Raw genomic sequence first — 26,776 nt, 5'->3', positions numbered from 1 at the left:
ACCGTGAGGGGGCATGGACGATCACGCTTTAGACGAGGACCTCCTGGTGCTGCCGGAGACGTGGCGGAGGGCGCTGCACGCGCGGCGCGGCGGGGCGCCGGGGCCGGAGGTCACGGTGGACGTGGGGGCGCCGGAGGCGGCGCGGAGGCTCGTCGAGGAGACCGGTGGGGCGGTCGCGTCGCTGCTGAAGGGGAAGCACGGCGACCAGGGGCTCACGGAGGCCGCGCGGCGGCATCTGGACGGGGAGCCCGACCCGGCCGGGGCGGCGGTGGTCGCGGCGGTGACGGTCCTGGGGATGCCGCGCCGCAAGGACGAGGTGCACCGGGTGTTCGCCGACGCGTGGGTGGTCGAGCACGGCGTCGCGTTCGCCGCGTCCGCGCTGGTCGAGCTGGGGCGGACGGTCGGCGACCGGGTCGTGGGCGGTGACTGGATCGCGCCCGGGGTCCTGTCGGCCCATGCGACGGGGACGTGGGTGGGCGCCGTCCACCGGGACAAGGACAACGTCGTCGAGGTGGCGGACGAGCTCGCGCGGCGGATCAGGGGGCTGCTCGCGGTCGCGGACGACGGCGAGTACGCGGACGCGGTGGAGCGGCTCGCGGCGCAACGGTCGGACTGGGCGACGCGGTGGCTCGTGTCCTATCTGGTGCCGACCCGCGAGGACTGGGTGGACGAGTGCTGCGCGGGCGCGTTCCCGGCGTACTGGCGCCCGGTGCGGCCCATGGCGTTGTGCGCGGTGGGGAAGCCGGAGCAGTTGAAGGCCCCGATCTTTGCGGACGGGCTGTACTGGGGCGAGGCGACGCGGGGCCTCCTTGCCACGCTCGTGGACGGTGTGGGGGCCGGGGCCCTGGAGTACCTCGTCCAGAACGCCGACGAGGCGCACATCGAGGCGGCGGATCGCAAGCGCGTCCTGGAGACGATCGCGGTCCTGCCGACGGACGAGGCGTTCCAGGCGCTTGTGGACCGGATCGGCGTGAAGCACGCGCGGCCCGCGCTGCTGGAGGCGATGAAGCGGTTCCCGGTGCGGGCGCTGCGGCTGCTGCCGGTCGCGCGGTCGGCGCAGGCCGCGGAGCTGCTGGCCGAGCACGTGCGCGCGCACGCGGCCGCGGTCCCGGCGATCCTGTCGGAGCTGCCGGAGGAGGCGCGGGCGGTCGTGGAGCCGCTCGCGGCGTCGATGGTGCCGGTGCCGGACGCGGAGCCGGAGGACGTCCCGTCCGTCCTGGCGTCGCCGGTGTGGCTGGACGCGCGGCGTCCCGTGGTGATCGGCCTCAGCGTTCCGGCGCCCGCGATGGCGTGGCTGGACGGCGAGCGCCAGAGCTGGCTCGACGAGGGACCCGGGGTCAAGGAGCCGGAGAGCGGCGAGCTGGAGCAGCTCATCGAGGGACACAAGGCCGGCGGCCGGGGTCCCGCGCCGCTGCCGCTCATGCTCCATGGGCCCGTGGAGCTGATCCGGCCGCGGCTGGCGGACTACGCCGGCTATCCCGGGACGGGGGGCAACCGGATCATGCGCTACCTCGTGGCCCGGTTCGAGCTCGACGCGGGGCCCGTCGCGAGGCGCAGGGCGGAGGCGTTCCCGGAGACCTGCTACCCGCCCCTCCTGCCGTTCCTGGACGAGGACGCGGCGCTCCTCGCGGCCGACTGGCTCACCAAGGACAGGAGCCGCGACGCGGGCCGCGCCTACTTCGGGCGGCACGGGCTGGCGGCGGTGCCGCTGCTCGTCCCGTCGGCGCTCGGCAAGAAGGCGAAGCAGGCGCGGAACGCCGGGAACGCGCTGCGGCACGTCGCCGCGTCCCAGGGGATCGCGCCCGTCGTCGCCGCGGCGCTGGCCGCGCACGGCGAGGCCGCGGCGAAGGCCGTGGAGGAGCTGCTGGTCGCGCATCCGCTGGCGACGGGGCTCGTCCAGCCGCCGAAGACCGGTGACTGGGCCGACCCGGTGGGGCTGCCGCAGGTGCTGCTGGCCGGGCGGGAGCGGGCGCTTCCGGCGGACGCGGCGCGCAACCTCATCGGACTGATGGCCGTGTCCGACCGGTTGGCGTTCCAGGACCTGCGGACGGTCTGCGACCCCGACTCGCTGGCCGAGTTCGGGTGGGCGCTGTTCCGCCGCTGGCGGGACGCGGGCAGCCCGTCCAAGGACCGGTGGGCGATGGAGCAGCTCGGCCGCAGCGGCGACGACGAGACCGTGCGGCGGCTGACTCCGGTGATCCGCGCGTGGCCGGGCGAGGGCGGGCACAAGTACGCCGTCGCGGCGCTCGGGGTCCTCGCCGAGATCGGGTCGGACGTGGCGCTGATGCACCTGCACGGCATCGCCGAGAAGGTGAAGTTCAAGGGCCTCAGGGCGGAGGCGCGGAAGCGGATCGACGAGGTCGCCGAGCAGCTCGGGCTCAGCACCGAGCAGCTCGCCGACCGGCTCGTCCCGGAGTTCGGGCTCGACGCGGACGGGAGCCTCACGCTCGACTACGGGCCGCGCCGCTTCACCGTCACGTTCGACGAGCACCTCAAGCCGCTCGTCGCGGACGAGGGCGGCAAGCCCCGCAAGGCGCTGCCGAAGCCCGGCGCGAAGGACGACCCGGAGCTCGCGCCCGCCGCCGCGAAGGCGTTCGCCGCGCTGAGGAAGGACGTCCGCACGGTCGCGGACGGCCAGCTCCGCCGCCTGGAGCGGGCGATGGTGACGCAGCGCCGCTGGACGCCCGACGAGTTCCGCCGCTTCATCGTCGGCCATCCGCTCGTCCGGCACCTCGCCCGCCGCCTGGTGTGGACGGCCGGGGACGGCGCCACGTTCCGGATCGCCGAGGACCGGACGCTCGCCGACGTCCACGACGAGGCGTTCACCCTGCCGGAGTCCGCGCGCGTTGGCATCGCGCACCCGGTGCTCATGGGCGACTCCGTCGCGGCGTGGGCGGAGGTGTTCGCCGACTACGAGATCCTCCAGCCGTTCCCGCAGCTCGCGCGGCCCGTCCACGTGCTGACCGAGGAGGAGCGCGGCAGCGGGCGGCTGGAGCGGTTCGAGGGGCTGAAGGTGCCGTTCGGGAAGGTCCTCGGCCTGGTGGCGCGCGGCTGGGACCGCGGCACCCCGCTGGACGCGGGCGGCGAGCGGTGGATCTCGCGGCGGGTCGCCGCCGACCGGTACGTCGTCATCGACCTGGACCCGGGCATCGCGGTCGGCGCCGTGGACGCGACCGGCGACCACCAGCGCCTCGACTACGTGTGGCTCGCCACCGAACCCACCGACTTCTGGCCGAGCAGAGGCACCCCGCACCGGTTCGGCGAGCTGGACCCGGTCACGGCGTCCGAGATCATCACCGACCTGACCACCCTCTCCGACGCGGCGGTGGCGGCATGAGCGAGAACACCGTGACGATCCCGGACGCCTGGCGCCGCTCCCTGCACCCGCGGCGCGGCGGCACCCCCGGCCCCGAGATCAAGATCGGCCCGTCCGCGGTCAGGGCGATGCGGAAGCTGATCGACGGGACCGACGGGGCGGTGAAGCGGTTCCTCGACGGAGGGATCGGCGCGGAGGAGCTCACCGAGGCGGCCTGGCGGCACCTGTCCGGCACGCCCGACCCCTCCGGCGCCGCCGCGATCGCGACGATCGTCGCGATGACCGTCCGGGAGTCCCCGCAGACGGTGCACCGCATCTTCGTGGACGCCTGGGCCGCCGAGCACGGCCTCGGGTTCGCCGCGTGCGCGGCGCTGGAGCTGAGCCGCATGGGCGGGCGGCGGGGCCGCACCGGGAACCACGAGGTGTTCGGCGTCGTGCGCGGCAGCGGCGTGAACGGGACGGAGCCGGAGACGCTGCGGCGCGTCCGGTGCCTGCTGGCCGCCGCCGACGACGCCTCCTACGCGGACGCGGTCGAACGCCTCGCCGCGCACCGGGAGACGTGGGCGGCTCGCTGGGTCGCGACCTACCTGGTGCCCGCCCGGCGCGACTGGCTGGAGGAGCAGCTCGCCTCCGACGAGGAGATCAAGCGCGCGGACCGCTGGATGATGCTCTGCTCCGTCGACCGGGCCGACCTCCTCGGCGATCCGCCGCTGCTCCTCGACGGGCGGGAGGCGAACCGGGGCGTGCTCGCCACGATGGTGGACGCGATGGGAGCCGACCTCCTCCCGTTCCTGCTCCGCAACCTCGGCAGGCCCTATCTCGGCGCCCCTCTCCAGAAGATCTACCTTGAGACCATCGCCGTGCTGCCGTCGGACGCGGCGTTCCAGGCCATCCTGGACCGGCTCGAACGCAAGCACGCCCGCCCCGCGCTGGTCGCGGCGATGGAGCGGTTCCCAGTGCGGGCGCTGCGGCTCCTCGCCGCGTCGGAGGCGTCCGGGGCCGAGGCGCTGCTGAAGGAGCATGTCGCGGCGAACGCCGAGGCCGTCCAGGCGGCGCTGCCGGAGCTGCCGGACGAGGTGCGCGAGGTCGTCGAGCCGCTCGCGGCGGCGTCCGTCCGCGTCCCGTCCGCGCCGGACGACGCGCTGCCCGTCGCCCTCCTGACCCCTCCGTGGGAGCGGACGTTCCGCCGTCCCGTCCTGACCGGCCTCGAACCGCCCGCCGCACGCATCATCTGGGCGGACGGCGAGCGCGACGAGTGGCTCGCGTCGGACGTGTCAAGGATCAGCGAGCCGGTGAAGCCCGACTGGCAGAGCCTGGCCGCCGGTTCGACGAGCCAGATCATCCAGGTCCTCGTGCACGGACCGGACGAGGTGGTCCGTCCGCTACTGGGCGGCTTCGAGGGCGTGAGCCGCTGGGACACCGACGAGTGGATGCGCCTCCTCATCGCCCGGCACGAGCTGGACGCCCATCCGCTGGCCGTGCGCATCGCTCAGAAGGGGCCCAGGTGCGCGCCGCTGCTCATGCCGTTCCTGAGCGCCGACGCCGCCCTGCTGATGGCGGACGGCCTGGGCCGCAAGGCGACCGCCGACACTGCCCGCGCCTGGTTCGACCGGCACGGCATCGCTGCGGCCCCGTACCTCGTCCCGGCGGCGCTCGGGAAGGCTCCCAAACCGCAGCGGGCCGCCGAGCAGGCGCTCCGCGAAATCGGCGGGGACGTGACGGCCGCCGCCCGCGCGGCCTTCGGCGACGACGCGGCCGACGCGATCGGCGAGCTCCTCGGCGCCCATCCGGCGGAGACGGGGCTGGTCAAGCCACCGAAGATCGGCGACTGGGCCGATCCCGCCGTCCTGCCGCAGGTGCTCCTCCGCGACCGCGCCGCCGCCCTGCCGCCGGACGCGACCGCGCGCCTGATCCAGCTCACCGCGCTCCCCGTCTCGTACGGGACGGACGAGGTGAAGGCCGTCTGCGACACCGCCTCGCTGGCCGAGTTCGGCTGGGCGCTGTTCCAGAAGTGGCGGGACATGGGCGCCCCGTCCAAGGACGGCTGGGCGCTGACCCAGCTCGGCCGCACCGGCGACGACGGGACCGTGCGCCGACTCACGCCCGTGATCCGCGCCTGGCCGGGGGAGGGCGGCCACAAGTACGCCGTCAACGGCCTGGACGTCCTCGCCGAGATCGGCACCGACGTGGCGCTGATGCACCTCCACGGGATCTCCGAGAAGGTCAAGTTCCAGGGTCTCAAGACCCGCGCGCAGGAGAAGATCGCAGAGGTCGCGGACCGGCTGGGCCTCGGCACTGACCAGCTCGCCGACCGCCTCGTCCCCACCTTCGGCCTGGACGCGGCGGGGACCCTGCGGCTCGACTACGGCCCCCGCGTGTTCACCGTCGGGTTCGACGAGCACCTCAAGCCCTACGTGACCGACGACCAGGGCAAGCCCCGCAAGGCGCTGCCGAAGCCCGGCGCGAAGGACGACCCCGTCCTCGCCCCCGCCGCGCACCAGGCGTTCACCGCGCTGAAGAAGGACGTCCGGACGGTCGCGGCCGGGCTGCTCCGCCGCTTCGAGAGCGCCATGGCCACGCGCCGCCGCTGGGCACCGGACGACTTCCAGCGCTTCGTCGTCGAGCATCCCCTCACCTGGCACGTCGCCCGCCGCCTCGTCTGGATCACCTTCGGAGACTCTGCGGAAGGCGGGGGCGTCGCGTTCCGCATCGCCGAGGACCGCACCCTCGCCGGCATCGACGACGACGCTCTCACCCTCCCCGCCACGGCGGAGGTCGAGGTCGCGCACCCCCTCACCCTGGGCGACGCGCTGCCCGCCTGGTCGGAGGTGTTCGCCGACTACGAGATCCTCCAGCCGTTCCCGCAGCTCAGCCGTCCCGTCCACACGCTGGCGGACGACGAGCGCGAGAGCGAGCGCCTGCACCGCTTCGAGGGCGTCACGGTCGACGTGCGCAGGCTCCTCGGCCTCGTCCGGCACGGCTGGCAGCGCGGCGAGCCCCAGGGCGGCGGCAACGAGATGTGGATGTCCTATCCCGTCACCCCGGGCCGGCACGTCGTGCTCGCCCTCTATCCCGGCATCTCCGCGATGGAGTTCGACGCGACCGGCGACCGCCAGACGATCGAGAGGGTATGGCTCGGCATCGAGCCCGACGACCACCACTTCCGCGTCACCAAGGACGCCCCGCTGCGCTTCGGCGACCTCGACCCCGTCGCGGCGTCCGAGATCGTCGCGACCCTGACCGCGCTCACCTCCCCGGAAGAAGGACATGGCTGAGGACACCACCGACTACCAGCGGCCGCCCGCCGAGGTCCGGTTCGCCGCCGAGCTGGAACGGCTGCGGGAGGACGACACCGGCCCGCGCCCGCCCGGCTGGGCGCTCAGCCTGACGGCGGCGCGGCGGTTCATCGTCGGCGACGACGCGATCGGCGTCACCCGCAAGTTCGTCGGGGACGCCTCGCTCATCGACCGCGCTCTCGTCACCCTCGCCACGAGCCGCGGCCTGATGCTCGTCGGCGAGCCCGGGACGGCGAAGTCGCTGCTGTCGGAGCTGATCGCCGCGGCGGTCAGCGGCACGTCCACGCTGACGATCCAGGGCGGCGCCGCGACCACCGAGGACCAGATCAAGTACTCGTGGAACTACGCGCTGCTGGTCTCGGAGGGGCCGTCCACGCGGTCGCTGGTCCCGGCGCCGCTGCTGGACGGCATGGCGCAGGGCAGGATCGTCCGCTTCGAGGAGATCACCCGCTGCCCGCTGGAGGTGCAGGACTCGCTGCTGTCGCCGCTGTCGGACCGCGTCCTCGCGATCCCGGAGCTGACCGGCCCGGAGTCGATGGTGTTCGCCAGGGACGGCTTCAACGTCATCGCGACCGCGAACACCCGCGACCGCGGCGTCAACGAGATGAGCGCGGCGCTGAAACGCCGCTTCAACTTCGAGACCGTGTTCCCCATCGCCGACTTCGGCACCGAGCTGGACCTCGTGGAGGCCGAGGCGGCGCGGCTCCTGGAACGCAGCGGCGTCGCCGTCGCGCCGCGCCGCGACGTCCTGGAGGTGCTGGTCACGACGTTCCGGGAGCTGCGGAACGCCGCCACCGAGGACGGCCGGACCCTCGACCGGCTGTCGGCGGTGATGAGCACCGCCGAGGCCGTGTCGGTCGCGCACGCCGTCGGCGTCCGCGGCTGGTTCCTGCGCGGCGAGGCCGGCGGCGCCGCCGACATCGTCGAATGCCTCGCCGGGACGGCCGCCAAGGACAGCCCCGACGACCTGTCCCGGCTGCGCCGCTACCTGGAGCAGCAGGCGTCCCGCCGCGACGGCGAGCAGTGGAAGGCCCTGCACGCCGCCCGGCACCTGCTGCCCGGCTGATGGCCGTCACGTTCCTCGGGGTCCGGCACCACAGCCCCGCGTGCGCGCGGCTCGTCCGCGCCGAGATCGAGCGGCTGGACCCGGCGTTCGTGCTGATCGAGGGGCCCGCCGACGTCGGCGACCGGCTCGACGAGCTGCTCCTCGGCCACGAACCCCCCATCGCGATCTTCAGCTACTACCGGGACGCGGAACGGGTCCACGCGTCCTGGTCGCCGTTCTGCGCGTACTCGCCCGAATGGGTCGCGCTGCACGCGGGCGACGCGGCGGGCGCCGAGGTCATGTTCATCGACCTCCCCGCCTGGCATCCGGCGTTCGCCGAGCGCAGCAACCGCTACGCCGACGCCGAGCGCCGCTACGCCGACGCCGTCGAGCGCCTCTGCCGGACGTTCGCCGTCGACAACACCGACGTCCTCTGGGACCACCTCTTCGAGATCGACGCCACGGACCTCCCCGCCGAGGGCGGGGAGGACCTGGCGGCGCGGCTGGACGCCGATCCGTCCGGGCGGCGCGGCGACGGCCTGGCGGCGCGGCTCGATGCCTACTTCGACCTGATCCGGGGCGAAGCGGAGGCGGGCGCCGACGACACGGCCCGCGAAACGTACATGGCGGGATGGATCCGGGCGGCGGAGGCCGAGGCCGGAGACCGTCCCGTCGTGGTCGTCACGGGCGGGTTCCACACACCGGCGCTGCGGGCGCTCGTCGCGGCGGGCGGGGGAGCGGAGTGGCCCGAGGTGCCGTCGCCCCCGGACGGCGCGACCGGCGGCAGCTTCCTCGTCCCGTACTCGTTCCGGCGGCTGGACGCGTTCACCGGCTACCAGTCGGGCATGCCGTCCCCCGAGTACTACCAGCGGCTGTGGGAGGGCGGACCCGACGCCGCCGCGGCGGCGCTCACCGAGACGGTCGTGACGCGCCTCCGGAAGCGCCGCCAGCCCGTCTCCACCGCCGACCTGATCGCGGCCCGCACCCTCACCGAGGGCCTCACCCGGCTGCGCGGCCACCGCGCGCCCGCCCGCACCGACCTCCTCGACGGCCTGGTCGCCGCGCTCGTCACCGACGACCTCGACCAGCGGCTGCCGTGGACGTCGCGCGGCCCGCTCGCGCCCGGCGCGCACCCGGCCGTCGCCGAGATGGTCGCCGCGCTGAGCGGCGACCGCGTCGGCCGCCTGCACCCCGACACCCCGGCGCCGCCGCTCGTCCACGACGCCGCCGCCGAGCTGGAGCGGCTGGGCCTCGACCGGGCGGGCACGTTCACGCTGAAGCTGACGACCGAGCGGGGCCTCGCGCGGAGCCGCGCCCTGCACCGGCTGCGCGTCCTCGGCGTGCCCGGCTTCGTGCGGGAGTCGGGCCCGGAGACCGGCGCCGACCCCGTGCTGGAGGAGCGCTGGCACGTGACCGCGCCCGACGCGGGCGGCCGCCGGACGTCCGCGCTGATCGAGGCGGGCGCGCACGGCCCGACCCTCGCGGACGCGGCGGTGTCCGCGCTGGAGGAACGCCTCACCGGCGCGGGCGGCGACATGGCCCGGCTCGCCGAGGTGCTGTTCGACGCCGCGCTGTGCGGCTGCGCCGGGCAGGCCGACCGGATCGCCGCGTCCATCTCCACCCGGATCGGCGGCGCGCCCGACCTCGGCCCGCTCGGGCTGGCGCTGGACACCGTCCTCGGCCTGTGGCGGCACGACCGTGTCCTCGGGACGGCCCGCAGCCCCCTGTTCGGCCGGGTCGTGCAGGAGTGCGTCACGCGGGTGCTGTGGCTGGCCGAGGGCGTCCGCGGCGCGACCGCGCCCGCCGACCCGGACCGGCTCCGCGCCATGGCCGCGACCCGCGACGCGCTGCTGCACGCCGCCGGCCCCCTCGGCCTCGACCGTGACGCCGCCCTCGGCGTCGCCCGCCGCGTCGCCGCCGACCCCGAGGCCCCGCCCGACCTCCGCGGCGCCGCCTTCGGCCTGACCCGCACCCTGGCCACCACCGGCAACACCGCCACCGCCGGAACCACCGCCACCGGCAGCACCGCCGGAACCGGCAGCACCGCCGCCTCCACCGGCACGGGTGATCCGGTTCGGGCGCTTCGCGGTGCCGCGGCGCCCGCCACGTTCGGCGACTGGCTCGCCGGACTGTTCGCGCTGGCCCGCCAAGAGGTCCTCGACGCGGACACCGGCGTCCTCGCCGTCCTGGACGAGCTGGTCGGCGACCTCGACGAGGCCGACTTCCTCGTCGCGCTGCCCGCGCTGCGGCAGGCGTTCGAGTACTTCCCGCCGCGCGAGCGCGAGGCGATCGCGCAGGCCCTGCTGGAACGCCGCGGCCTGCGCGGCTCCGGCCGCTCGCTCCTCCGGACGCCCGCCGCCCCGATGGTCATCGCCGAAGCACGGGCCCTGGAAGACCGCGTGGACCGCGCCCTGACCGCCGCGGGCCTGACCCAGGGAGAACCCGCATGACGACACCGGATCTGGAGCGGTGGCGGCTCGTCCTCGGGACGCCCGCCGAACCGTCCATGGGCGGGCTCACCGCGGAGGCCGCCGACCGCGACCAGGCGCTCGACTGGCTCTACGGCCGCGACCCGGAGCTGGCGCGGCGCGGCGTGCGGCGCGGCGGGGGCGGCGGGTCGGGCGAGCCGTCCCGGTCCGACGACCGCACCGGCGGGGACGGCCCGTCCGCGCTCACCCCCGTCGACTGGCTCGACGCCGTCCACCGGCTGTTCCCGAAGGAGACGATCGAGCGCCTCGAACGCGACGCGGTCGAACGCTACGAGATCAACGAGATCGTCACCGACCCGGCCGTGCTGGAGCGCGTCCAGCCCGACCAGGCGCTGCTGCGCGCCGTCCTGCGCACCAAGCACCTCATGAACCCCGAGGTCCTCGCCCTCGCCCGGCGCATCGTCGAAGCGGTCGTCCGCGAGCTGATGGAGAAGCTCGCGACGGAGGTGCGCGAGGCGTTCCACGGCACCCGGACGCGGCGGCCGAGCCGCGTCAAGAACGCCCGCAACTTCGACTTCCACGGCACCGTCCGCGCGAATCTCGCCCACTACCGCCCGGACGAGCGGCGCCTCTACATCGAGCGCCCGCGCTTCGTGTCGCGGACGCGGCGGCACGTCGAGCAGTGGCAGATGATCCTGCTGGTCGACCAGTCCGGCTCCATGGTCGGCTCGGTGATCCACGCCGCGGTCACCGCCGCGTGCCTGTGGGGCCTGCCCGGCCTCCGCACCCACCTCGTCGCGTTCGACACGTCCGTCGTCGACCTGACCTCCGACGTCACCGACCCCGCCGAGCTGCTGATGAAGGTGCAGCTCGGCGGCGGCACCGACATCGCCCGCGCGGTCTCCTACGGCGCCGGCCTGGTCGACAACCCCCGCCGCGCCATCGTCGCCGTGATCAGCGACTTCTACGAGGGCGGCGACCCGGAACGGCTCGTCCGCGAGGTGAAGGCGCTGGTCGAGCAGGGCACGCAGGTCCTCGGGCTGGCCGCGCTGGACGAGGACGCCAACCCCTCCTACGACCGGAACATGGGCCAGCGCCTCGCCGACGTCGGCGCCCACGTCGGCGCGATGACCCCCGGCCAACTCGCCCAGTTCGTCGCCGAAAGGATCGGCCGATGAGCGCTGCGTCCGCCGTCGCGGTGCCGCCCCGAGGAGCTCGCCGATGAGCCGCGCGGACCTCCTCGCCCTGACGCCCGACTCCCTGGCCGCGCTGTCCAACCGCGGCCTCGTGAAGCGCGCCGCGAAGGACCTGGACGCCGGGAACGGCCCGGCCGTCACCGTCGCCGACGACGGCGGCGTGCAGGGCGCCTTCCCGGACGGCACGCGGGCGGAACTCCCCGCCGGGGCCGGGCTGGAGGCCGCGACCTGCACCTGCGCCGCCACCTCGACCTGCCGCCACCGCATCTGCCTGGTGCTCGCCTACCAGCGCGACCACACCGAACCGGCCGCGGAGGCGCGGCCCGCCTTCACCGACTGGTCGCCCGGCGCCTTCGACGACGACGCGCTCGCCCGCGTCCTCGGCCAGCGCGCCCTCACCGCCGCCCGCCGCACGTTCCGGACCGGCTACGCCGCGCGGATCCACCGCCCGTCCGCCGCCGACCCGGTCCCGCGCGTCGAGCTGCCGTCCTGCACGGTCCGGTTCCTGGTCCCGGACGAACTCGGCTACGTGGACACCGACGCCGTCGCGACCGTCCGCGCCGAGGTCGTCGTCCTCGCCGTCTGGGCGTTCCGCGCCGCCGACGCACGCGGCATCACCGACGCCGCGTCCTGGCTGGACGTGGGCGGCAAGGCGACACCCGCGGCCGCCGGGACGACGACGACCGGCCTGGAGGCCGCCCTCGAACAGGTCGACCTGGTGCTCCTCGAAGGCGCGGCGCACGCCGGACCCGTCCTCGCCACCGGCCTCCGCCGCATCGCCGGGCAGCTCACCGCCCGCGACCTGCACTGGCCCGCGGGCGCCGTGCACGACCTCGCCGGGCAGCTCGACGCGCACCGCGAACGCCGCGCCGACTATGAGCCCGGACGCCTCGCCGCGCTCCTCGCCGAGGTCCACGCCCGCCACCGCGCCGCGCGCAACGGCTCGTCCCGCGCCCAGGTGCTCGGCACCGACGAGTCCGCCGAGACGCCGCTGCGCCGCGTCCGCCTCACCGCCCTCGGCTGCCGCGTCGCGGGCACCGCCGACGACCGCACCGTCGAGGTGTTCCTCGCCCACGGCGGCACGGTGCTCGTCCTGAAACGGCAGTGGACCGTCCCGGACGGCGACACCCTCACCGGCGCCGACCTCGCCGGACGCCGCATCCTCGGCGCGTCCCTGCGCGCCCTCGCCACCGCCAACGTCGTCTCCGAGAGCGCCACCCGCAGCGCGGGCCGCGTCGTCCGCGTCACGGCGGGCCGCATCGCCAAGACCAGCGTCACCCCGCTCGGCGACGCGTGGACGAGCCTGCCGTCCACGCTCCTCGTCCGCGACCTGAAAGCGGAGGAACGCGCCCTCTCCGCGCTGCCGCCACGGACCGTCCGCCCCCGCGTCGAAGCGGAACTTGTCCGCGTCATCGAGATCGCCGAGGTCCGCGACATCGGCTACCACCCCGGCGCGCAGCGGCTGGAGGCCCAGATCGCCGACGCCGCGGGCACCACCGCCGTCGTCACCGCCGACTACGCCCCGAGCCGCCCCGGCGCCCTCGACGCCCTGGCCGCCGCACTCGCCGCGCGCCCCCGCTACGTCAGCGGCGCCGTCCACCGCGAAGGCGGCGGCCTCGTCCTCGACCCGTTCGCCGTCATGGGCCCGGACGGCATTGCCGTCCCCGACCTCGCACCCGGTGACGGCGCCGCGGCCCTGGACGGCCCGTCCGCCCGTCCACCCGACCCGCTCGGCGACGCCCTCACCGCCGCCCTGGACGTCTGCGCCGAAGCCGCCCACCGCGGCCTCCTCCACGTCCCGCACGGCCTGCGCGACCGCATCGCCCGCACCGGCGACGACCTCGACCGGATCGGCCTCCGCACCACCGCCGCCACCCTTCGCCGCCTGGCGTCCCTGCTGGGCGGCGACGACCCGCACCAGACGGCCCAAGCCTGGGCCGACGCGCACATCCGCCTCCTCACCACCGCCGAACTCCGCTAACCGCCCCGGGGCGGGCCGCCCGCCGCCCGCCCCCACGGAAACCCGCTTGAGCCGCCCTTCCGTGCTTCGATACGTTGCCTGCGGCCCCGTTACACCGAGGACAGAGGACGACCGCGTGACCCCGCCTGCTCTTTGACCTGACGCTTCTCCCGCTCACTCCCAGCCGACCGTCCCGTCGGCTTCGCCGGGCTGCCCGTGCGCGCCCGGTCCTCCAGCGTCCGAGGCCGTGCTCGATGGGCCTCATGTCAGTCTCAGAGAGAACATGTCTTCACGAACTCACACGGTGCTGCCCTGGGCCGTCCGCCGGACGAAGCCCTGGCGGCTGAACACTCCGCTGGCGTCCTTCCACAAGATGTCGCCGGCCCGGGTGAAGCTGGACTTCGAGCCTCCACCGCCACTGCGCCCAGAACGGCTCATCCCCCAGGACCTCAACCCGAGCCGGAAGCCGGCCCGGCGCCGAGCCGGACACCTGCTCCCTCGGCGCCGCACGACGTCCGTCCTCACCCCCAGGGGCAGGGCTCATCAGCGCGGACGCCGCCGCCGAGCCTGAGGGGTCCAAGCGCTGCCGACCTGGGCTTATGATCACCTGCATGGCGTTGCGACTTGTCCAGGTGAACATCAAGGCTCAGGACGATGCAGCCCTCGGGCGGTTCTGGGCGGAGGCCCTCGGCTGGGGCACGTCCAGCGAAGGACCGGGTGTCACCAACCTGGAACCCGTGGGCTTCAACTGGCCGGACCCCAGCGCCGTCTGCGTCGACCTCGTCAAGGTCCCGGACCCGGAAACGGTGAAGTACCGCGTCCACCTGGACCTCGCCACCACCTCCGCCGCCCACCAGGCGGAGCTGGTGGCGCGCCTGAAGGACCTCGGCGCCACGCCCGCCGACATCGGCCAGGGCGACGTCCCGTGGACCGTCCTCGCCGACCCCGAGGGCAACGTGTTCTGCGTGCTGGAGCCCCGCGAGATCTACCGCGACACCGGCCCGATCGCCGCGGTGATCGTCGACTGCGCGGACCCCCGCGCCATGGCCCGCTTCTGGGACGCGGCGATCGACTGGACCCTCCACGAGGTCACCGACGACCACGCCGTCCTGCGCTCGTCCAAGGGCGTCGGCCCGTACCTGGAGTTCCTCCGCAAGCCGGACGCGAGGTCCTGGTGGAACCGGATCCACCTCGACGTGATGCCGTACGCCGAAGACGACCAGGAGGCAGAGGTGGCCCGCCTGCGAGCCCTCGGCGCCACCGACGTCGACCTGGGCCAGGGCGACGTCCCGTGGAAGGTCCTAGCCGACCCAGAAGGCAACGACTTCTGCGTCCTAGGAAAAGGCTGACCCCCACCTCTCCGCAGGTCAGACGGTACGCCGAAGCCCGTCCAGCAAGGCGGCCCAGTCGGTGGGGGTGAATTCGAGGACGGGACTGCGATCGAGCTTGCTGTCACGAACTCCGATCGTCCCGTTGAAGGCTCGCCCAACCTCGACGCACGCCCCGTTCGGCTCGCTCCACCGCGACTTCCGCCAGCCGTTGAAACGCTCGGTCCCGCTCACCTTGATCACCTCGGAGTGGCCTGTTGTCAGGTTTGGCGGCGTAGCTCGTCGAGGAGCTTGGCCCAAGCGGCCGGGGTGAGTTCGAGGACGGGGCTGCGGTCGAGCTTGCTGTCGCGGACTCCGATCGTTCGGTCGACAGCCCGTCCCACCTCGACGCAATGGCCGTTCGGTTCGCTGCGACGCGACTTCCGCCAGCCGTAGAAGTGTTTAGTCATGTCTCCGATCCTGTCTGCTCGGTGAGCTGTTTGGCCACCCGGTCGAAGAAGCCGAGGCTCTCTTCGATAGATAGTGCGGCTTCCAGTAGCCGGTTGTACATCCCGGCATAGCGGGCCACGTCTCGCTGCTTCGTCAGGACGAGATCGGTGGTGGCTGTGTCGACTACTCCCATCGGCGGGTCACCTGAGTCCGGGAATGTGTAGAGGTAGAACGATGACTTGGGGAGGAAACCGCCTCGGACGCGCGCGGTGTGCAGTAGGACTCGGATGATGATCCTTTCTGCCTCGGAGACAGCGGCGATCATGTGCCGGAGCTGGGCGGCCATGGCATCCGCAGGCACGTCGAGCCTACGGATCACGCATTCGTCGAGTACGACTTCATATGACGGACCGTCCGGGCGCAGCAGCTCGTGTTGCCGCTTCTCACGTGCTTCGGTCATCCGCTTCGGCTCGTAGTCGATCGTGCGTTGGAGGCGGTCCAGATCGACAAGGGCCTCGACGAACCTGGGACATTGCAAGGCGCCGGGTATCGCGGTCTGGTCGTAGGAGCGGATGGTGCGGGCGTTGTATTCGAGATCCGCTGCCAGCTTCTGGCGCGGACCCATGGACATGCCGTAGCGATCCCACCAGCCCTTCTGCGCTGCCTCGCGCGCGAGTTTGAGGAGCCGGTCGTACCGGCTGCCGGTGATCTCCAGGAGGTCGAGCATGTTCATGATCTCGGCGAGGTCGGGACGGACCTGGGCGTTCTCAAGTCGGGTGATCTTCGTCCGGGAGTGGAACACCAGGCCCGCGAGGTCGTCGGACGTCAGGTTCCGCTCTTCCCTGAGCTTCCGGATCTCCACCGCGAGCTGGCGGCGACGGATGTACGGGCTGGGCATGGCCGCCCTCCTTGTTCGGGACGATCGACGTGCGTGGGGGTTTGCGACTTCCGGTAATCGACATCGCTCGCAACGTACTGCCCTCGCGTGATCGCTGTGAGTGACTTCAGGCAGCTTGGAGGCCATCGCCGAAAATCCGCACGTGCAAGATTTGGACGTGCGCAGCCCGCGCGTCCGAACAAGGCATGGGCGCCGTCCGCTTGTGCTGATGCGGCTTCCGGGGGGCCTACGCGACTTGTATGCCGTGTTCGGACGGCTGCGGACTGTGACGATTGGCTTGCGGTCGGCGGGTGAGTCCGGCTGATCCGCAGAGACCGTCCGTCCTCGATCGAAGGTGTTCACATGTGCCCGGTGATGCTTCCTGCGGCCACGGCTGAGGCTGTGCCGCCGCTGTACTGGCGGCGATCGTTCCCCGGTGAGGTCGAGCAGGCCCGCGCGGTCCGGCGGTTCGTCGGCTGCCTCCTGGTCGGCTGCCCGTTTCTCGACGATGTGCTGCTGTCTGTGGACGAGTTGGTCGTCAACGCGCTACGGCACACCAAGTCCGGACGTCCCGGTGGAACGTTCACGGTCGAGATCTCGTGCACGGACGGCGCGGTCTCCGTCGCCGTCATCGACGAGGGCGGGCCGAGCGAGCCGGCCGCGGCCGTCGCGGACGTCTACGCCGAGTCAGGGCGCGGGCTGCGGACGGTGTCCGCGATCGCGTCGCGCTGGGGATGGTTCGGCAACGAGCAGGCCCGCACCGTCACGGCCGTCTTCACCGAGAAGGAGGCGGTGTGCGCGGCGGCATGAGTCCCGTGGCGCTGCACGTCCAGACGGGGGAGCGGGTCCGTTCCGCGATGACCGCCGCCATGCGGGCGAACCCGGACGCCATCGCCGCCGCCCTGAACGCGGGCGGTCATGTCATGGACGCGGCGAGCTTCCAGTTCGTCCAGGAGGGACGTCGGCTCGTGCTGGGACTCGCCGCCGCGCTGACGACCGTCCTGCGCGTCCACCGGTATGGTTCCGACCCGCACGGCGGCGACATGTGCCTCGGCTGCGGGCGTGACGACTGCCGGACGGTCAGCGCGGTCGCCGACGTCCTCAGCGCCTATCACGTGCATCCCGCGCCCATCGACCGCGCCGAGGCGTGGCGCCGCGCGGACGCCTGGTTCGTCCATGACACTGGACGCGTCGGCGCGATCCTGGTCGAGGAGTTCGACGCGGGTTTCATCGCTCGTGTCGCCGGCCACGATCGCGTCCTGATCGTGGATCGCCACACGGGCGTCCTGACATTGTGGCCGCCCATGCGCACGGACGAGCTAGCGGATCACTACCGCCGCTACCAGCGAGGCGATCTCTGACGCCGGAGCACGGGCGCGCGGCGGTCGCGCCCGTTCAGCTCATTCCCGACGGCGTTCTGGACGGACGATATGCCAGGTCCCGGCCGGCGTGACCCAGATGAGCAAGCCGGACCAAGGCTGATAGAGCGCCCACCTTGGAGATTGCTTACTTCGGTGGTGACGGCGGCATAGCGGGGCGAGGTTGCAGGGGCAGGTTCGGCCCTGCCCGTCCTGGCTCCAGGGACTGGTGTGGTCGAGATCGCAGCGGTCGGAGCGGCGGTTGCAACTGGGAAACACGCAGACCGGATGCCGGGCCTCGATCACCTTGCGCATCGCGGCGGGCGGCCGGTACCCGGTGTGGCGGTGGTCGGCGGCCTCGCAGTGCGCGTCGCGGGCGGCGGCGACCTGGTCCTGGAGTTCGCGGACGGAGTGCCGGAGCCGGGCGTCGAGCCCGTCGAGCCGCCCTTGCTTCCTGGCGTACTCGGTGACCTGTGCCAGCCGCGCGCCGATCACGTCTGCGAGTACGTCGGCGGTGTCGCGGCACTCCAGCGGCACGGACGCGGTGGGCGCTCCCTCGGCAGATACGGCGGCCGTTGCCGTCAGGCTGGGCGGCGAAGTGGCCGGGGGCGCGATGGGTTCCACCTGTTCGGTGAAGACGGCTCGGGCGGCCTCGGGAAGGGGCGTGCCGCGCAGCAGTTGCTGAGCCAGGTCGGCGCGGATCTGGTCGAGAGACCTCACGTCACCGTCCTGGCGCAGGCTGTGCGCGATCGCGGTGATCTTGTTGTGGATGGCATGCGCGTCGGTGGCGGCCAGATCGCACAGGGCCAGGTCGGCGGTGCCGTCCTGCGTCTCCCAAACCTCCAACCGCCGCCCGGCGATGGCCTCGCGCTTACGGCGTTCCACCTGCTCAGGGGCCAGTCGCTGGACGACGCGACGCAGGCGGCGCCGCAACTGCCCAGTGGTCTGCTCCGACGCCTGCTCGATGACCGCTTCCTCGACTGAGGCGGTGACGTCCTCGGGAAGGTGGTCGGTGAGGTCACTGATAGCGCGGGCCCTGGGCAGGTCGAGCAGCCCGGCCTCCAGCGCGCGCCGCGTTTCGGGAAGGTCGGTGTGCAGACGCTCGGCCAGGTGGACCTGGGTGGCGGCGCTCTCACTTGTCAGCGTGAGGGCGGCGGCGACCTCCTCGACGACTGACTCATGGGCCGACAGGACGCGGTAGTCGGGGTGGTCGTCCCGCTCGTCCCGCGTGCGGCGGCGGGTCAGCTCGGCGATCGCGGCCAGCTCGCGCGCCTGCGCCCAGGCGGTCTGCCGACGCGCCGCCGCCGCGACCTCGATCAGCTCGGTCTCCGACAGGCCCGCGAGGGTGCCGTCCCCACCGGAAAGGCAGATGGCCAGCTTGGGGCCGGGCGGGAAGAAACGCCGATGCTCCCATTCTCCACGCCCGCGCATTGTGGCGGTGAGTTCTGCGATCTCGGCGTTCATCTTCCCTCCCTTTCTGCTCTGTAATCAGGATATCGCAGAGCGTGATCGTCCGCAGACGTTCGCCGATTCCCGTACAGGGTGCGCGCGGAGGAGATCAGGCCACGCCCGTGACCTCTGGGCTACAGCTGATGATGTCGCGAGAGCCGTATTCACCGATGCATGCTTTGATGTGAACGGTAAGGCCCTCTGCGTAGTTGATGCTCTGGGTCACAGAGGTCCCCGAACCTCCGGTCGCCCATACGTGGGACGTGCCGTAACCGCTGGCCCAGACCTCCGCCACCGCGGCGTGGCCATCGGCGTAGTTGTCCTTAATGTAGATCTTGTCGCCGTCATGGTAGAACTTGGCCGTCGCGTCGACGATGTCGTTGCTGTTGTAGTGATTGGCCGTGGGGCTGTTCGTGCCCGCGAACGCGGTTCCGGCAAGGCCCGCGGTCATCATCGTCGCCACACCGACGATCATTGCGGTCCTGACGGCCAGTGCACTCTTCATGGCTCCTCCTCCTGGGACGGTGCGATGAAGGCTAAAGCGATCATCAGCTCGTCGTCATCCGTCACATCACGGTCGCGAATCCGCAAGATCGCAGCGCCGATGGCCCATGAATCAGTCGGCGCGGGTGAAGGCGTCGGTGGCTGGGCCGGATGTGGCCAGTAGGTGGGTCGGCGGGGCATCTACACTGTCGAATATATCGGGGTCGGACAAGGGGCTGATATGCGGCGACGAACGGCCGTGGCCATCTTCTCGTTGACGCTTTTCTTTGGACCGTCGATGGTGGGCGCGACGCCCGTGTTCGCCGACACCATCAATGTCGAACAGGCTTCCTCGGTCGTTCTTCCAGCGTGTTACTACTTCGTCAAGGCCGGCGACACCGGTCGCGGAATAGCCGGTAAACTCGGCATTTCTTTCTCGACACTCCGGTCGCTGAACCCTGGGGTGAACTGGGACGCCCTGCATGTCGGGCAACGACTGCGGGTGCCTGCCTCCAGTTGCGACTGGTAGACGAGTACCTCGGCTAGGTCCTCAACGACGTGCGTCCCGCCCTCACCGCCCGAGACTCGCTTCAAGGGGACGGCCGGAATACGGCAGAAAGAGGCCGCCCTCGGCATCCACCAGACAGAGCACGAGGTCTGTCTGCTGTCGGCCAGCCGTGAACGCGCGGTGAGGCTGGAGCGTCCGAGCCAGTATGGGCGATCGGACGCGGCGGTTGCACCGCCGGGGACAGTACGAGCTCGCGCGGCCCGGCGTCCGCCGCGCGGGGGCGGTGCTGGCCGGGGTGGGTCTGGCCGTGCTGGCGGTGGGGTACGCGGTCGCACTGTGGCGCATCCCCGGCTGGATGGGCCTGAACGGCGAAGGCGGCGACGCCAAGGACCGGCACAACGCCCGGCTGCTGGTGGTGTCGGCCGGCGGTGCGGTGGTGGTGGCGATCTCGCTGCTGTACACCGCCCGCAACTACCGGCTGTCGCACCGCGGCCAGGTGACCGACCGGTTCACCAAGGCCTTGGAACGGCTCAGCTCGACCGACATCGACGCGCGCCTCGGCGGCATCCACGCTCTGGAGCACGTGGCCGCCGACTCCCGTCCCCACCATGACGACGTGGTGGAGGTGCTGGAGGCGTTCGTGCGCCGCCGGGCTCCCACCGCCCGCCGCGACGACGGCGGGCCCACCTTGGGCCGACCGCGTCCCTTGCCCGACCAGCCCGAGGCCGACGTTCAGGCCACGCTGACCGCGCTTGCTACCCGGCCGCACCGTCCCGAACGTCGCACCCTGGACCTCAGCCGTCTCCACCTTGCCAACGCCCGCCTACGTGACGCGGACCTGCGGCACGCGGATCTCCAGGGCGCGGACCTGCGGGACGCGGACCTGCTGAGAGCGAACATGCGTGACGCGATCCTGTGGCGCACGAACTTGCGGCGCGCGAACCTGTCGCGCGCGAGCCTGCGGGACGCGATCCTGTGGCAAGCGGACCTGCGGCGCGCGAGCCTACAGAACGCGAGCCTGCAGGACACGAACCTGCGGGGTGCGGACCTACAGAACGCAGACCTTCGCAACGCCAGCCTACGGGGCGCGGACTTGCGGGGCGTGGACCTACAGAACGCGAACCTGCGGTACGCGAGCCTGCAGAACACGGACCTGCGGGACGCGATCCTGCGCGACGCGAGCCTACGGGACGCGGGCCTCCGGGGCGCGAGCCTGCGTGACGCGGACCTGCGGGGCGCGGACCTGCAGGACGCGAACCTCCGGTACGCGAGCCTACAGAAAGCAGACCTGCGGGGCGCGGACCTGCGGGGCGTGGACATGCGGAACATCGGAGGGATCGCGGAGGCGAAGGTCCGGGCGATGGCCAGGGTGGACGAGCGGACCCGGTTCTCCTAGGTGCGTGTCTCGAAGTCAGCTGCCCTGCTGAGCGACGCCCAGGCACGCTTGATCACGGTGATGTGGAGGGTGGCTTCGTAGCGGACGGCGAGTTCGTCTTGCCGGGCGGCCAGGGCCCGGTGGTGCTTGAGCCGGCTGATGCCGCGGTCGACGGCGTGGCGCTGCTTGTAGCGGTCAGGGGCGACGGCGGCGGCCGTCCGTCCGGGGGGCCGTTGGCGCGGCTGCCGGCGGGCGTCCGGGGCGGGCTCGCAACTGGACGTGTAATTGAAAAGGGGTCTTGCCTGAAGTGGGGTGGCGGTTCTACATTCCGGGGGCGGCGGTAAGCGGGTGCTTGCCGCGTCCACCCCCGGAGGCTCGTTGTGATGAGCTCGTCCCACTGCCGTCCTGCGCGGACGGTCCTGCGCGGCCTGACCGCGGCAACGCTCGCGTCGCTGCTTGGAGCCGGTGCGGTCGCGGCACCCGCCCGGGCCGCCGAGAAGTACCCCGTCGGCGATGTCGGGACGTCCCTGGCGAACTTCTTCAACAGCCCGGACGCGGTCGCCGGCGCCAACGACTGGGACTGCAAGCCGAGCCCCGAGCACCCGACGCCGGTCGTCCTCGTCCATGCCACGTTCGTGAACCTCGGCACCAATTGGAGCGTTCTGTCGCCGATGCTGGCGAACGAGGGGTACTGCGTCTTCGGGTTCAACTACGGCATGACGCAGCTCTCGTTCGACCGGGTCGGCGGGCTCGGCGACATCGCCGCGTCCGCGAAGACGCTGGACGCGTTCGTCGGCAGGGTCCTCGCCGCGACCGGCGCGAAGCGGGTCGACCTCGTCGGGCACTCCCAGGGCGGGATGATGCCGCACTACTACCTCAAGCGGCTCGGCGGCGCGGCCGAGGTCCGCACGTTCGTCGCGCTGGCGCCCAGCAACCACGGCACGACGATGCTCGGCATCGTGAACCTCGGGAGGACGCTGAACCTGCTGGGCTTCGCCAACCAGGTCCTCAACGACGCGGGCGCGCCCGGGCTCGTCCAGCAGGAGGAGGGCTCGGACTTCCAGACCGCCCTGTTCGGCGACGGCGACATCGTCCCCGGGCCGCGGTACGTCGTCATCGAGACCAAGAATGACATCGTCGTCACCCCGTACACGAACGCGTGGCTGAAGGGCGACGGCGTCACGAACATCCTCGTCCAGGACCAGTGCCCGGACGACTACGTCGGCCATGTCGGGATGTTCAATGACAGCCCGGTCATGCAGGACGTCCTCAACCAGCTCGGTGCGAACGTCCCCGGTTTCAGGCCGACGTGCACCGGCTACGGCCTGCCGATGTAGTCCGGGCGGACGGGTGGATCCTCACGGGCCGCCGCGTCCGTCAGCGCCGCGGCCGGCGCTCGATGACCTTCGCGTGGATGAGCGTGCCCGCGAGTTCGACGCGGAGGCGGGGCTCGGCGGTCCAATCCGTGGAGTGGACCTTGAGCTTCGAGTACGTGCGGTTGAGGCCGCCGGTGTCGATCACCATGCCGGGCGCGCTGACGATCACGAGCCTGCCGTGCGCCATCTCCGCGTCGATGCGCAGGGCGCTTGAGGTGATCACCGCCTGGGTGAAGTCGAGGGTGACCCGGCACAGCTGCGTGCGGAGGTCGATGCGGGCGGGCACCAGCCAGCGGCCGTCCTGGACGTACTTGCCGCCTTCCTGCCTGATGACGAGGACCTCTTTGGCCTCGGGGGCGGGCCTGGAATCCGGCAGGTCGGCGGTGAGGGCGGCCAGCTCGCCGAGCGTCCGGGCGTTGAGCGCCAGCTCCAGCCGCTTTTCGAGTTCCTCGGTGCTGAGGCGGCCGTCGCCTCCCGCGATCCGCAGGACGTCGACGGCGCGGTCGCGATCCTCGTGTGATGCTCGTACATCGGGCGGATCGTTCGACATGACCATCACGCTAGCAAGGCGGGTCCGGCGGGCTCGCTGCTTCCAGGGCTTCGGCTTTCCGCTTGAGGTCTGCCGCGATGCCGTCCCAGTCCGGACCGTGCAGGACGAGGCTCTCGGCCGCTTCCCGGAGCAGGGCCGGGTCGTCTGGCTGTTGCAGGAGCACCAGCCGATAGGCGAGGTTCCGGACCCAGACCGGCAGGAGGCCGTCGACCAGGTTGGGGCAGAGCTCGCGGAGCATGGCGAGGATCTCGTCCGCGTCGGCGAAGGTCAGCTCTTCGATGAAGTAATGCTCCCGGTGCTCGAGGTCGCATTGCGGCGCGGGACGGTACTCGTCCCCGAACAGGCACCGGGCGTGCTCCGTCAAGCTGCTGTGCGTGCTCGGCCCCCTATGCGTGTTCCCTGACCTGGGCATGCTCGGCAGCTTAGGCCGCCTCGGCGGAATGCACTCTTGGTACGCTCGCGATCATGGTCTTTCCGGTGGTGGACGATGCGGTGCTCTCAGCTGCGGCCAGCCATTGTCCCGCTGGTCATCGGGCGGCCATTCCCGCATTGACGCCTGAGTCCGTTCTTCTTCGGCGTGCGAAACCGGTGGTCGGCGACGCGGAACCGTTGGTGCGGATCGCGGATGCCGGAATCCAGGTGTTGCACAGTTATGTTGGAGCGGGCTGGCGGCATGCGGTGGGGGAGCAGTGGCTCAGAGGGGAGGTCCTTGGGCGGTTGGGGAGGGCGGCCGCCGGCCTTCCGCGAGGATTCGGGTTCGCTGTTTTCGACGGTTGGCGGCCTCTGGCCTTGCAGCGCGAGTTGTTCGAGGCGTTCGCTCCGTCCGCCGATCCGGATGGGGAAGACCCGGTCGCGCCGCCTTCGGACGATCCTGCCGAGCCTCCGCCTCATCTCACCGGTGGTGCAGTCGATCTCACCCTTACGTGGCAGGGGACGCCGTTGGCGCTCGGTACCGCTTTCGACGAGTTCACCAGTCTGGCCGCGGTCACGGCTTTTGAGGGCGTGGACGGGCCGGTGCGCACATTGAGACGCCTGCTCTACCACTCACTCCGGAGTCAAGGTTTCGTGGTGTTGGCGGAGGAGTGGTGGCATTTCGAGTTCGGCACTCGTTTGTGGTCGGCTTTGAGTGGCGCAGCGGCTCGTTATGGGCCGGTCGCGCCATGGCGGCCGGTCAGGCGCGGCAGGTCAGCGGGCGGCCGCCGTTGTAGGTGACCATGTCGTTCATCGCGGCGAAGAGGTCGATCTGGGCGCCCGGTTCGGCGCCGTCGAGTTCCGCGTAGGCGCGGTAGAGGTTGCCGACGAGCCGTTCGCTGTCGGTCAGTTCGCTGTACGGTCCGAGGTCGGTCTCGCGGGCGGCCTCCAGTGGCGACAGGCCCGCAGACTTGGCCGAGGCGGCGGTGGACTGGACGAACCGCAGGTAGCCGAGGACGTCGTCGATCAGTTCGGGGCCGGCGACGGGGCCGTGGCCCGGGACGATCGTCGCCGCGTCCAAGGGGGCCAGGACCTCCGACAGCACCTTGATCGCTCCGGCGACGGAGCCCTGCATCAGGAACGGCGTGCCGCCGTTGAACAGCAGGTCGCCGCAGAACAGCACGCGCCGTTCGGGGATCCACACGATCGAGTCGGCGGGGGTGTGCGCGGGCGTCCCGACGTACCGGACTTCGCAGCGCAGGTCGTCCACCCACAGCGTGACGCCGTCGGTGTAGGTGAGGAAGGGCGGCTCGATTTCGACGTCGCCCCAGTCGACCTTCGTCCAGAACGGCTCGTCGAACGGCTTGCCCCAGGCGATGACGCCCTCGCGGGAGCGCTCGTGGCCGACCACGGTCGCGCCGGAGAACAGGTAGTTGCCGAAGGTGTGGTCGCCGTGGTGGTGGGTGTTGACCAGCGTCCGGACGGGACGCGAGGTGACGGAGCGGATCGCGTCCAGGTAGGCGCGCGTCCTGCGTTCGGTGGAGCAGGCGTCCACGCTGACGACGCCGCGGGCTCCGGTGAGGAAGCCGGTGTTGTTGATCCACCAGGTGCCGTCCGGCTGGACGTAGGCGAAGATCCCCTCGGAGACCTCTTCGAGGCGCGGGGCTCCGGTGCCCTCGCGGTCGGGCGCGTCGCTCATGGGGTCCTCCCGGGTGTCGGGCCGAGGCGCACGGTCTCGACCCAGGCCGGCGGGTCGGGCGCGGCCGCGCGGCCGGGTGTCGCGCCGCTGGTCAGCGCGGCGATCAGGCGGCAGGACGGGGCCTCGGCGGGCCATGGAGTGTAGCCGTCGGTCAGCACGATCACCACCTGGGGGCGGTCCGGGCGGGCGAGCGCGGCGGCGATCCCGGCGCGCATGTCCGTGCCGCCTCCGCCGCCGAGTTCGACCTGCTCGGCGGACGTCACCCGCGCCACGGCCCGCACGTCCGCGTCGCAGGCGAGGACGCTGACCCGGTTGCCGCGCACGCCGACCTCGCGGAGCACGCCGGTCACCTCCGCCAGCGCCGCCGCGAGGTCGTCCTCGCCCATCGACCCGGACGTGTCGATCACGATCGCGACGCGCGGCAGGGGGCGGCGCAGGCTCGGCAGGACGGCGCCGCGCAGCGCCGGGGTCCGGCGGGACGGCCGCCGGTAGGTGTAGTCGACGGCGCCGCCCGCCCACGCGACGGCCTCGCGCACGGCGCCCGCGAGGACGCGCCGCCAGTCGACGGTCGGCTCCAGCACCTCCGTCGCCCAGCGCCGCCAGCCGCCGGGCAGCCGCCCGCGGGACCGCTCGTGCGCGCGGATCGCCTCGGCGGTCGCGCGGCGCAGCGCCTCGGCCTCCACCTCGCTCACCCGCGGGACGCCCGGGTCGTCCCGCTCCCACGGTGCTGGACGGCCGTGCGCGCCCGAGCCGCAGTCGTGGTGCGGCTGCGGCGGGATGCCCGGGAGGTACTCCTCGAAGAGCCTCCCGTCCGGGAGCCCGAAGTCGGCGGGGACGACGCGTCCGGCGGGCAGGGGCAGGCCGTCCGCGATCATGTCGTCGTTGATCTCGCAGTCCTGGGCGATGTTGACGCGCGCGTGGTCGCGCTGGTCGGCGGCGGGGAGGCGCCCGGCGCGGCCGTGATGGTCGCGCAGCAGGTGCGCCGCCTCGTGGATCCAGACCCCGGCCAGTTCGGGGACGGGCGTCGCGTCCACGAACGAGGGCGACACGTAGCAGCGCCAGTGCCGGTCCACGCCCATCGTCGGGACGGCCCGGCTCGGCACCACCGTCAGCGAGTACAGCGCGGACGCGAGGTAGGGGCGGTCGGTCGCGGCCCGGTAGCGGGCGGCCAGCAGTTTCGTCCGGTTCAGGACGGCCGCCCCTGCGTCACTCATCGTTCGGGAGGGCGCCCGAGAGCGACAGGATGTCGATGAACCCGTCGATGCCGCTCGGGACGGGCCAGCCGGTGTCGCGGAGGGCGGCGAGGTCGGCGGCGGCTCGCGCGGCAACGTCCGGGACGCCCGCGTCCACGGCCTTGGCCAGCACCTCCCAGCCCGCCTCCCAGCGCCGCCGCGTGCAGTCGCCCTGGACGGACGCCACCACCGCCGTCAGGAACGCGAGCTGCCGGTCACCGCGCTCCGGCAGCGTGAACGCCGACGGGTTCGCGAGGACCCGGTCGGGGTCGGGGAGGTCCAGTTCCTCCAGGTAGGCCAGGAGTTCCAGCCCGGCGCCGTCGCCGATGGCGCCGACCACGGCGGCGGCGACCGCGTCCTGGCCGGCGTCCGTCGCGTAGCCGGTCGCGAGGAGCCGCAGCGCCATCTCCCAGGACCGCGGCGACGGCCACGCGCCGCCGCGCGCCGCCGCGTCGGACG

Annotated in this window: 23 protein-coding genes and 1 pseudogene; 14 read left to right on the top strand and 10 right to left on the bottom strand. The window is 72.6% G+C overall.

The window, feature by feature from the left end; translation table 11 throughout:
* The first annotated feature begins 13 nt into the window (after positions 1-13).
* The 8 genes from E1300_RS12850 (at position 14) to E1300_RS12815 (ending at position 14,591) form a co-directional block, all read left to right on the top strand.
* Complete coding sequence (locus tag E1300_RS12850) at positions 14-3,337, top strand: DUF4132 domain-containing protein (RefSeq protein ID WP_131757209.1); 3,324 nt, start codon at positions 14-16, stop codon at positions 3,335-3,337.
* Positions 3,334-6,591: a DUF4132 domain-containing protein gene (locus E1300_RS12845; RefSeq protein WP_131757208.1), complete on the top strand. Its 3,258-nt coding sequence runs from the start codon at positions 3,334-3,336 to the stop codon at positions 6,589-6,591. The genes E1300_RS12850 and E1300_RS12845 overlap by 4 nt, the downstream gene beginning before the upstream one ends.
* The gene (locus E1300_RS12840; RefSeq protein ID WP_131757207.1) at positions 6,584-7,678 is read left to right on the top strand and encodes an AAA family ATPase; all 1,095 of its coding nucleotides are present in this window, start codon (positions 6,584-6,586) and stop codon (positions 7,676-7,678) included. Before E1300_RS12845 ends, E1300_RS12840 begins: the two co-directional genes overlap by 8 nt.
* Positions 7,678-10,107 carry a DUF5682 family protein gene (locus E1300_RS12835; RefSeq protein ID WP_131757206.1) on the top strand — a complete coding sequence of 810 codons (2,430 nt, stop codon included), beginning with the start codon at positions 7,678-7,680 and terminating at the stop codon, positions 10,105-10,107. Before E1300_RS12840 ends, E1300_RS12835 begins: the two co-directional genes overlap by 1 nt.
* Positions 10,104-11,264 (top strand): VWA domain-containing protein, encoded by a 1,161-nt coding sequence (locus E1300_RS12830; RefSeq protein ID WP_131757205.1) that lies wholly within the window; start codon positions 10,104-10,106, stop codon positions 11,262-11,264. The genes E1300_RS12835 and E1300_RS12830 overlap by 4 nt, the downstream gene beginning before the upstream one ends.
* 43 nt (positions 11,265-11,307) lie before the next feature.
* Complete coding sequence (locus E1300_RS12825) at positions 11,308-13,263, top strand: YehQ family protein (protein WP_131757204.1); 1,956 nt, start codon at positions 11,308-11,310, stop codon at positions 13,261-13,263.
* Positions 13,264-13,525: 262 nt separating this feature from the next.
* Entirely contained in the window at positions 13,526-13,813 is a 288-nt protein-coding gene (locus E1300_RS12820) for a hypothetical protein (protein ID WP_131757203.1), read from the top strand.
* A gap of 40 nt (positions 13,814-13,853) precedes the next feature.
* Positions 13,854-14,591 carry a VOC family protein gene (locus E1300_RS12815; protein WP_131757202.1) on the top strand — a complete coding sequence of 246 codons (738 nt, stop codon included), beginning with the start codon at positions 13,854-13,856 and terminating at the stop codon, positions 14,589-14,591.
* Between the two features lie 18 nt (positions 14,592-14,609).
* Here the strand turns inward: E1300_RS12815 and E1300_RS12810 are convergent, their stop codons facing one another.
* Genes E1300_RS12810 through E1300_RS12800 form a run of 3 tightly spaced genes read right to left on the bottom strand, consistent with a single transcriptional unit; the run spans position 14,610 to position 15,897 of the window.
* Positions 14,610-14,804 carry a DUF397 domain-containing protein gene (locus tag E1300_RS12810; protein ID WP_131757201.1) on the bottom strand — a complete coding sequence of 65 codons (195 nt, stop codon included), beginning with the start codon at positions 14,802-14,804 and terminating at the stop codon, positions 14,610-14,612.
* Between the two features lie 26 nt (positions 14,805-14,830).
* Positions 14,831-15,019 (bottom strand): DUF397 domain-containing protein, encoded by a 189-nt coding sequence (locus tag E1300_RS12805; protein WP_131757200.1) that lies wholly within the window; start codon positions 15,017-15,019, stop codon positions 14,831-14,833.
* Entirely contained in the window at positions 15,016-15,897 is an 882-nt protein-coding gene (locus tag E1300_RS12800) for a helix-turn-helix domain-containing protein (RefSeq protein ID WP_131757199.1), read from the bottom strand. The genes E1300_RS12805 and E1300_RS12800 overlap by 4 nt, the downstream gene beginning before the upstream one ends.
* Positions 15,898-16,251: 354 nt before the next feature.
* Here E1300_RS12800 and E1300_RS12795 point away from each other — a divergent pair, with 354 nt between their 5' ends.
* Positions 16,252-16,686, top strand: coding sequence for an ATP-binding protein (locus E1300_RS12795; protein WP_131757241.1), 435 nt, complete (start codon positions 16,252-16,254; stop codon positions 16,684-16,686).
* Entirely contained in the window at positions 16,671-17,237 is a 567-nt protein-coding gene (locus E1300_RS12790; protein WP_131757198.1) for an SUKH-4 family immunity protein, read from the top strand. Before E1300_RS12795 ends, E1300_RS12790 begins: the two co-directional genes overlap by 16 nt.
* Before the next feature lie 39 nt (positions 17,238-17,276).
* On the opposite strand, the gene E1300_RS12785 is transcribed toward E1300_RS12790, so the two are convergent.
* Positions 17,277-18,698, bottom strand: a complete 1,422-nt coding sequence (locus E1300_RS12785; RefSeq protein WP_131757197.1) for an HNH endonuclease signature motif containing protein — start codon at positions 18,696-18,698, stop codon at positions 17,277-17,279.
* Positions 18,699-18,792: 94 nt separating this feature from the next.
* Positions 18,793-19,188, bottom strand: a complete 396-nt coding sequence (locus E1300_RS12780; RefSeq protein ID WP_131757196.1) for a hypothetical protein — start codon at positions 19,186-19,188, stop codon at positions 18,793-18,795.
* Positions 19,189-19,425: 237 nt separating this feature from the next.
* On the opposite strand from E1300_RS12780, the gene E1300_RS12775 reads away from it, so the two are divergent.
* From E1300_RS12775 to E1300_RS12760, 3 genes are all read left to right on the top strand, one after another.
* The gene (locus tag E1300_RS12775) at positions 19,426-19,695 is read left to right on the top strand and encodes a LysM peptidoglycan-binding domain-containing protein (RefSeq protein ID WP_207399685.1); all 270 of its coding nucleotides are present in this window, start codon (positions 19,426-19,428) and stop codon (positions 19,693-19,695) included.
* A gap of 205 nt (positions 19,696-19,900) precedes the next feature.
* Positions 19,901-21,070: a pentapeptide repeat-containing protein gene (locus E1300_RS12770; RefSeq protein ID WP_207399684.1), complete on the top strand. Its 1,170-nt coding sequence runs from the start codon at positions 19,901-19,903 to the stop codon at positions 21,068-21,070.
* Positions 21,071-21,432: 362 nt separating this feature from the next.
* Positions 21,433-22,386 carry an esterase/lipase family protein gene (locus E1300_RS12760; RefSeq protein ID WP_131757193.1) on the top strand — a complete coding sequence of 318 codons (954 nt, stop codon included), beginning with the start codon at positions 21,433-21,435 and terminating at the stop codon, positions 22,384-22,386.
* Positions 22,387-22,426: 40 nt separating this feature from the next.
* Here E1300_RS12760 and E1300_RS12755 read toward each other — a convergent pair whose 3' ends face one another.
* On the bottom strand, positions 22,427-22,975 hold the full coding sequence (locus E1300_RS12755; RefSeq protein WP_207399683.1) for a DUF1707 SHOCT-like domain-containing protein: 549 nt from the start codon (positions 22,973-22,975) through the stop codon (positions 22,427-22,429).
* A gap of 10 nt (positions 22,976-22,985) precedes the next feature.
* The gene (locus E1300_RS12750; protein WP_242619118.1) at positions 22,986-23,339 is read right to left on the bottom strand and encodes a hypothetical protein; all 354 of its coding nucleotides are present in this window, start codon (positions 23,337-23,339) and stop codon (positions 22,986-22,988) included.
* Positions 23,340-23,440: 101 nt separating this feature from the next.
* On the opposite strand from E1300_RS12750, the gene E1300_RS12745 reads away from it, so the two are divergent.
* Positions 23,441-24,187: a M15 family metallopeptidase gene (locus E1300_RS12745; RefSeq protein ID WP_131757191.1), complete on the top strand. Its 747-nt coding sequence runs from the start codon at positions 23,441-23,443 to the stop codon at positions 24,185-24,187.
* On the opposite strand, the gene E1300_RS12740 is transcribed toward E1300_RS12745, so the two are convergent.
* From E1300_RS12740 to E1300_RS12730, 3 genes and pseudogenes are all read right to left on the bottom strand, one after another.
* Positions 24,147-25,085, bottom strand: coding sequence for an MBL fold metallo-hydrolase (locus E1300_RS12740; RefSeq protein WP_131757190.1), 939 nt, complete (start codon positions 25,083-25,085; stop codon positions 24,147-24,149). The genes E1300_RS12745 and E1300_RS12740 overlap by 41 nt on opposite strands.
* Positions 25,082-26,299: a vWA domain-containing protein gene (locus E1300_RS12735; protein ID WP_131757189.1), complete on the bottom strand. Its 1,218-nt coding sequence runs from the start codon at positions 26,297-26,299 to the stop codon at positions 25,082-25,084. Before E1300_RS12735 ends, E1300_RS12740 begins: the two co-directional genes overlap by 4 nt.
* A pseudogene (locus tag E1300_RS12730) lies at positions 26,292-26,776 on the bottom strand (AAA family ATPase); the annotation flags it as partial. The gene E1300_RS12735 and the pseudogene E1300_RS12730, both read right to left, overlap by 8 nt.

The organism is Actinomadura fibrosa, assembly GCF_900659615.1.
GTDB classification, from domain to species: domain Bacteria; phylum Actinomycetota; class Actinomycetes; order Streptosporangiales; family Streptosporangiaceae; genus Spirillospora; species Spirillospora fibrosa.
The sequence above is the reverse complement of the archived record's forward strand: the minus strand, read 5'-3'. Positions and strand labels throughout refer to the sequence as shown.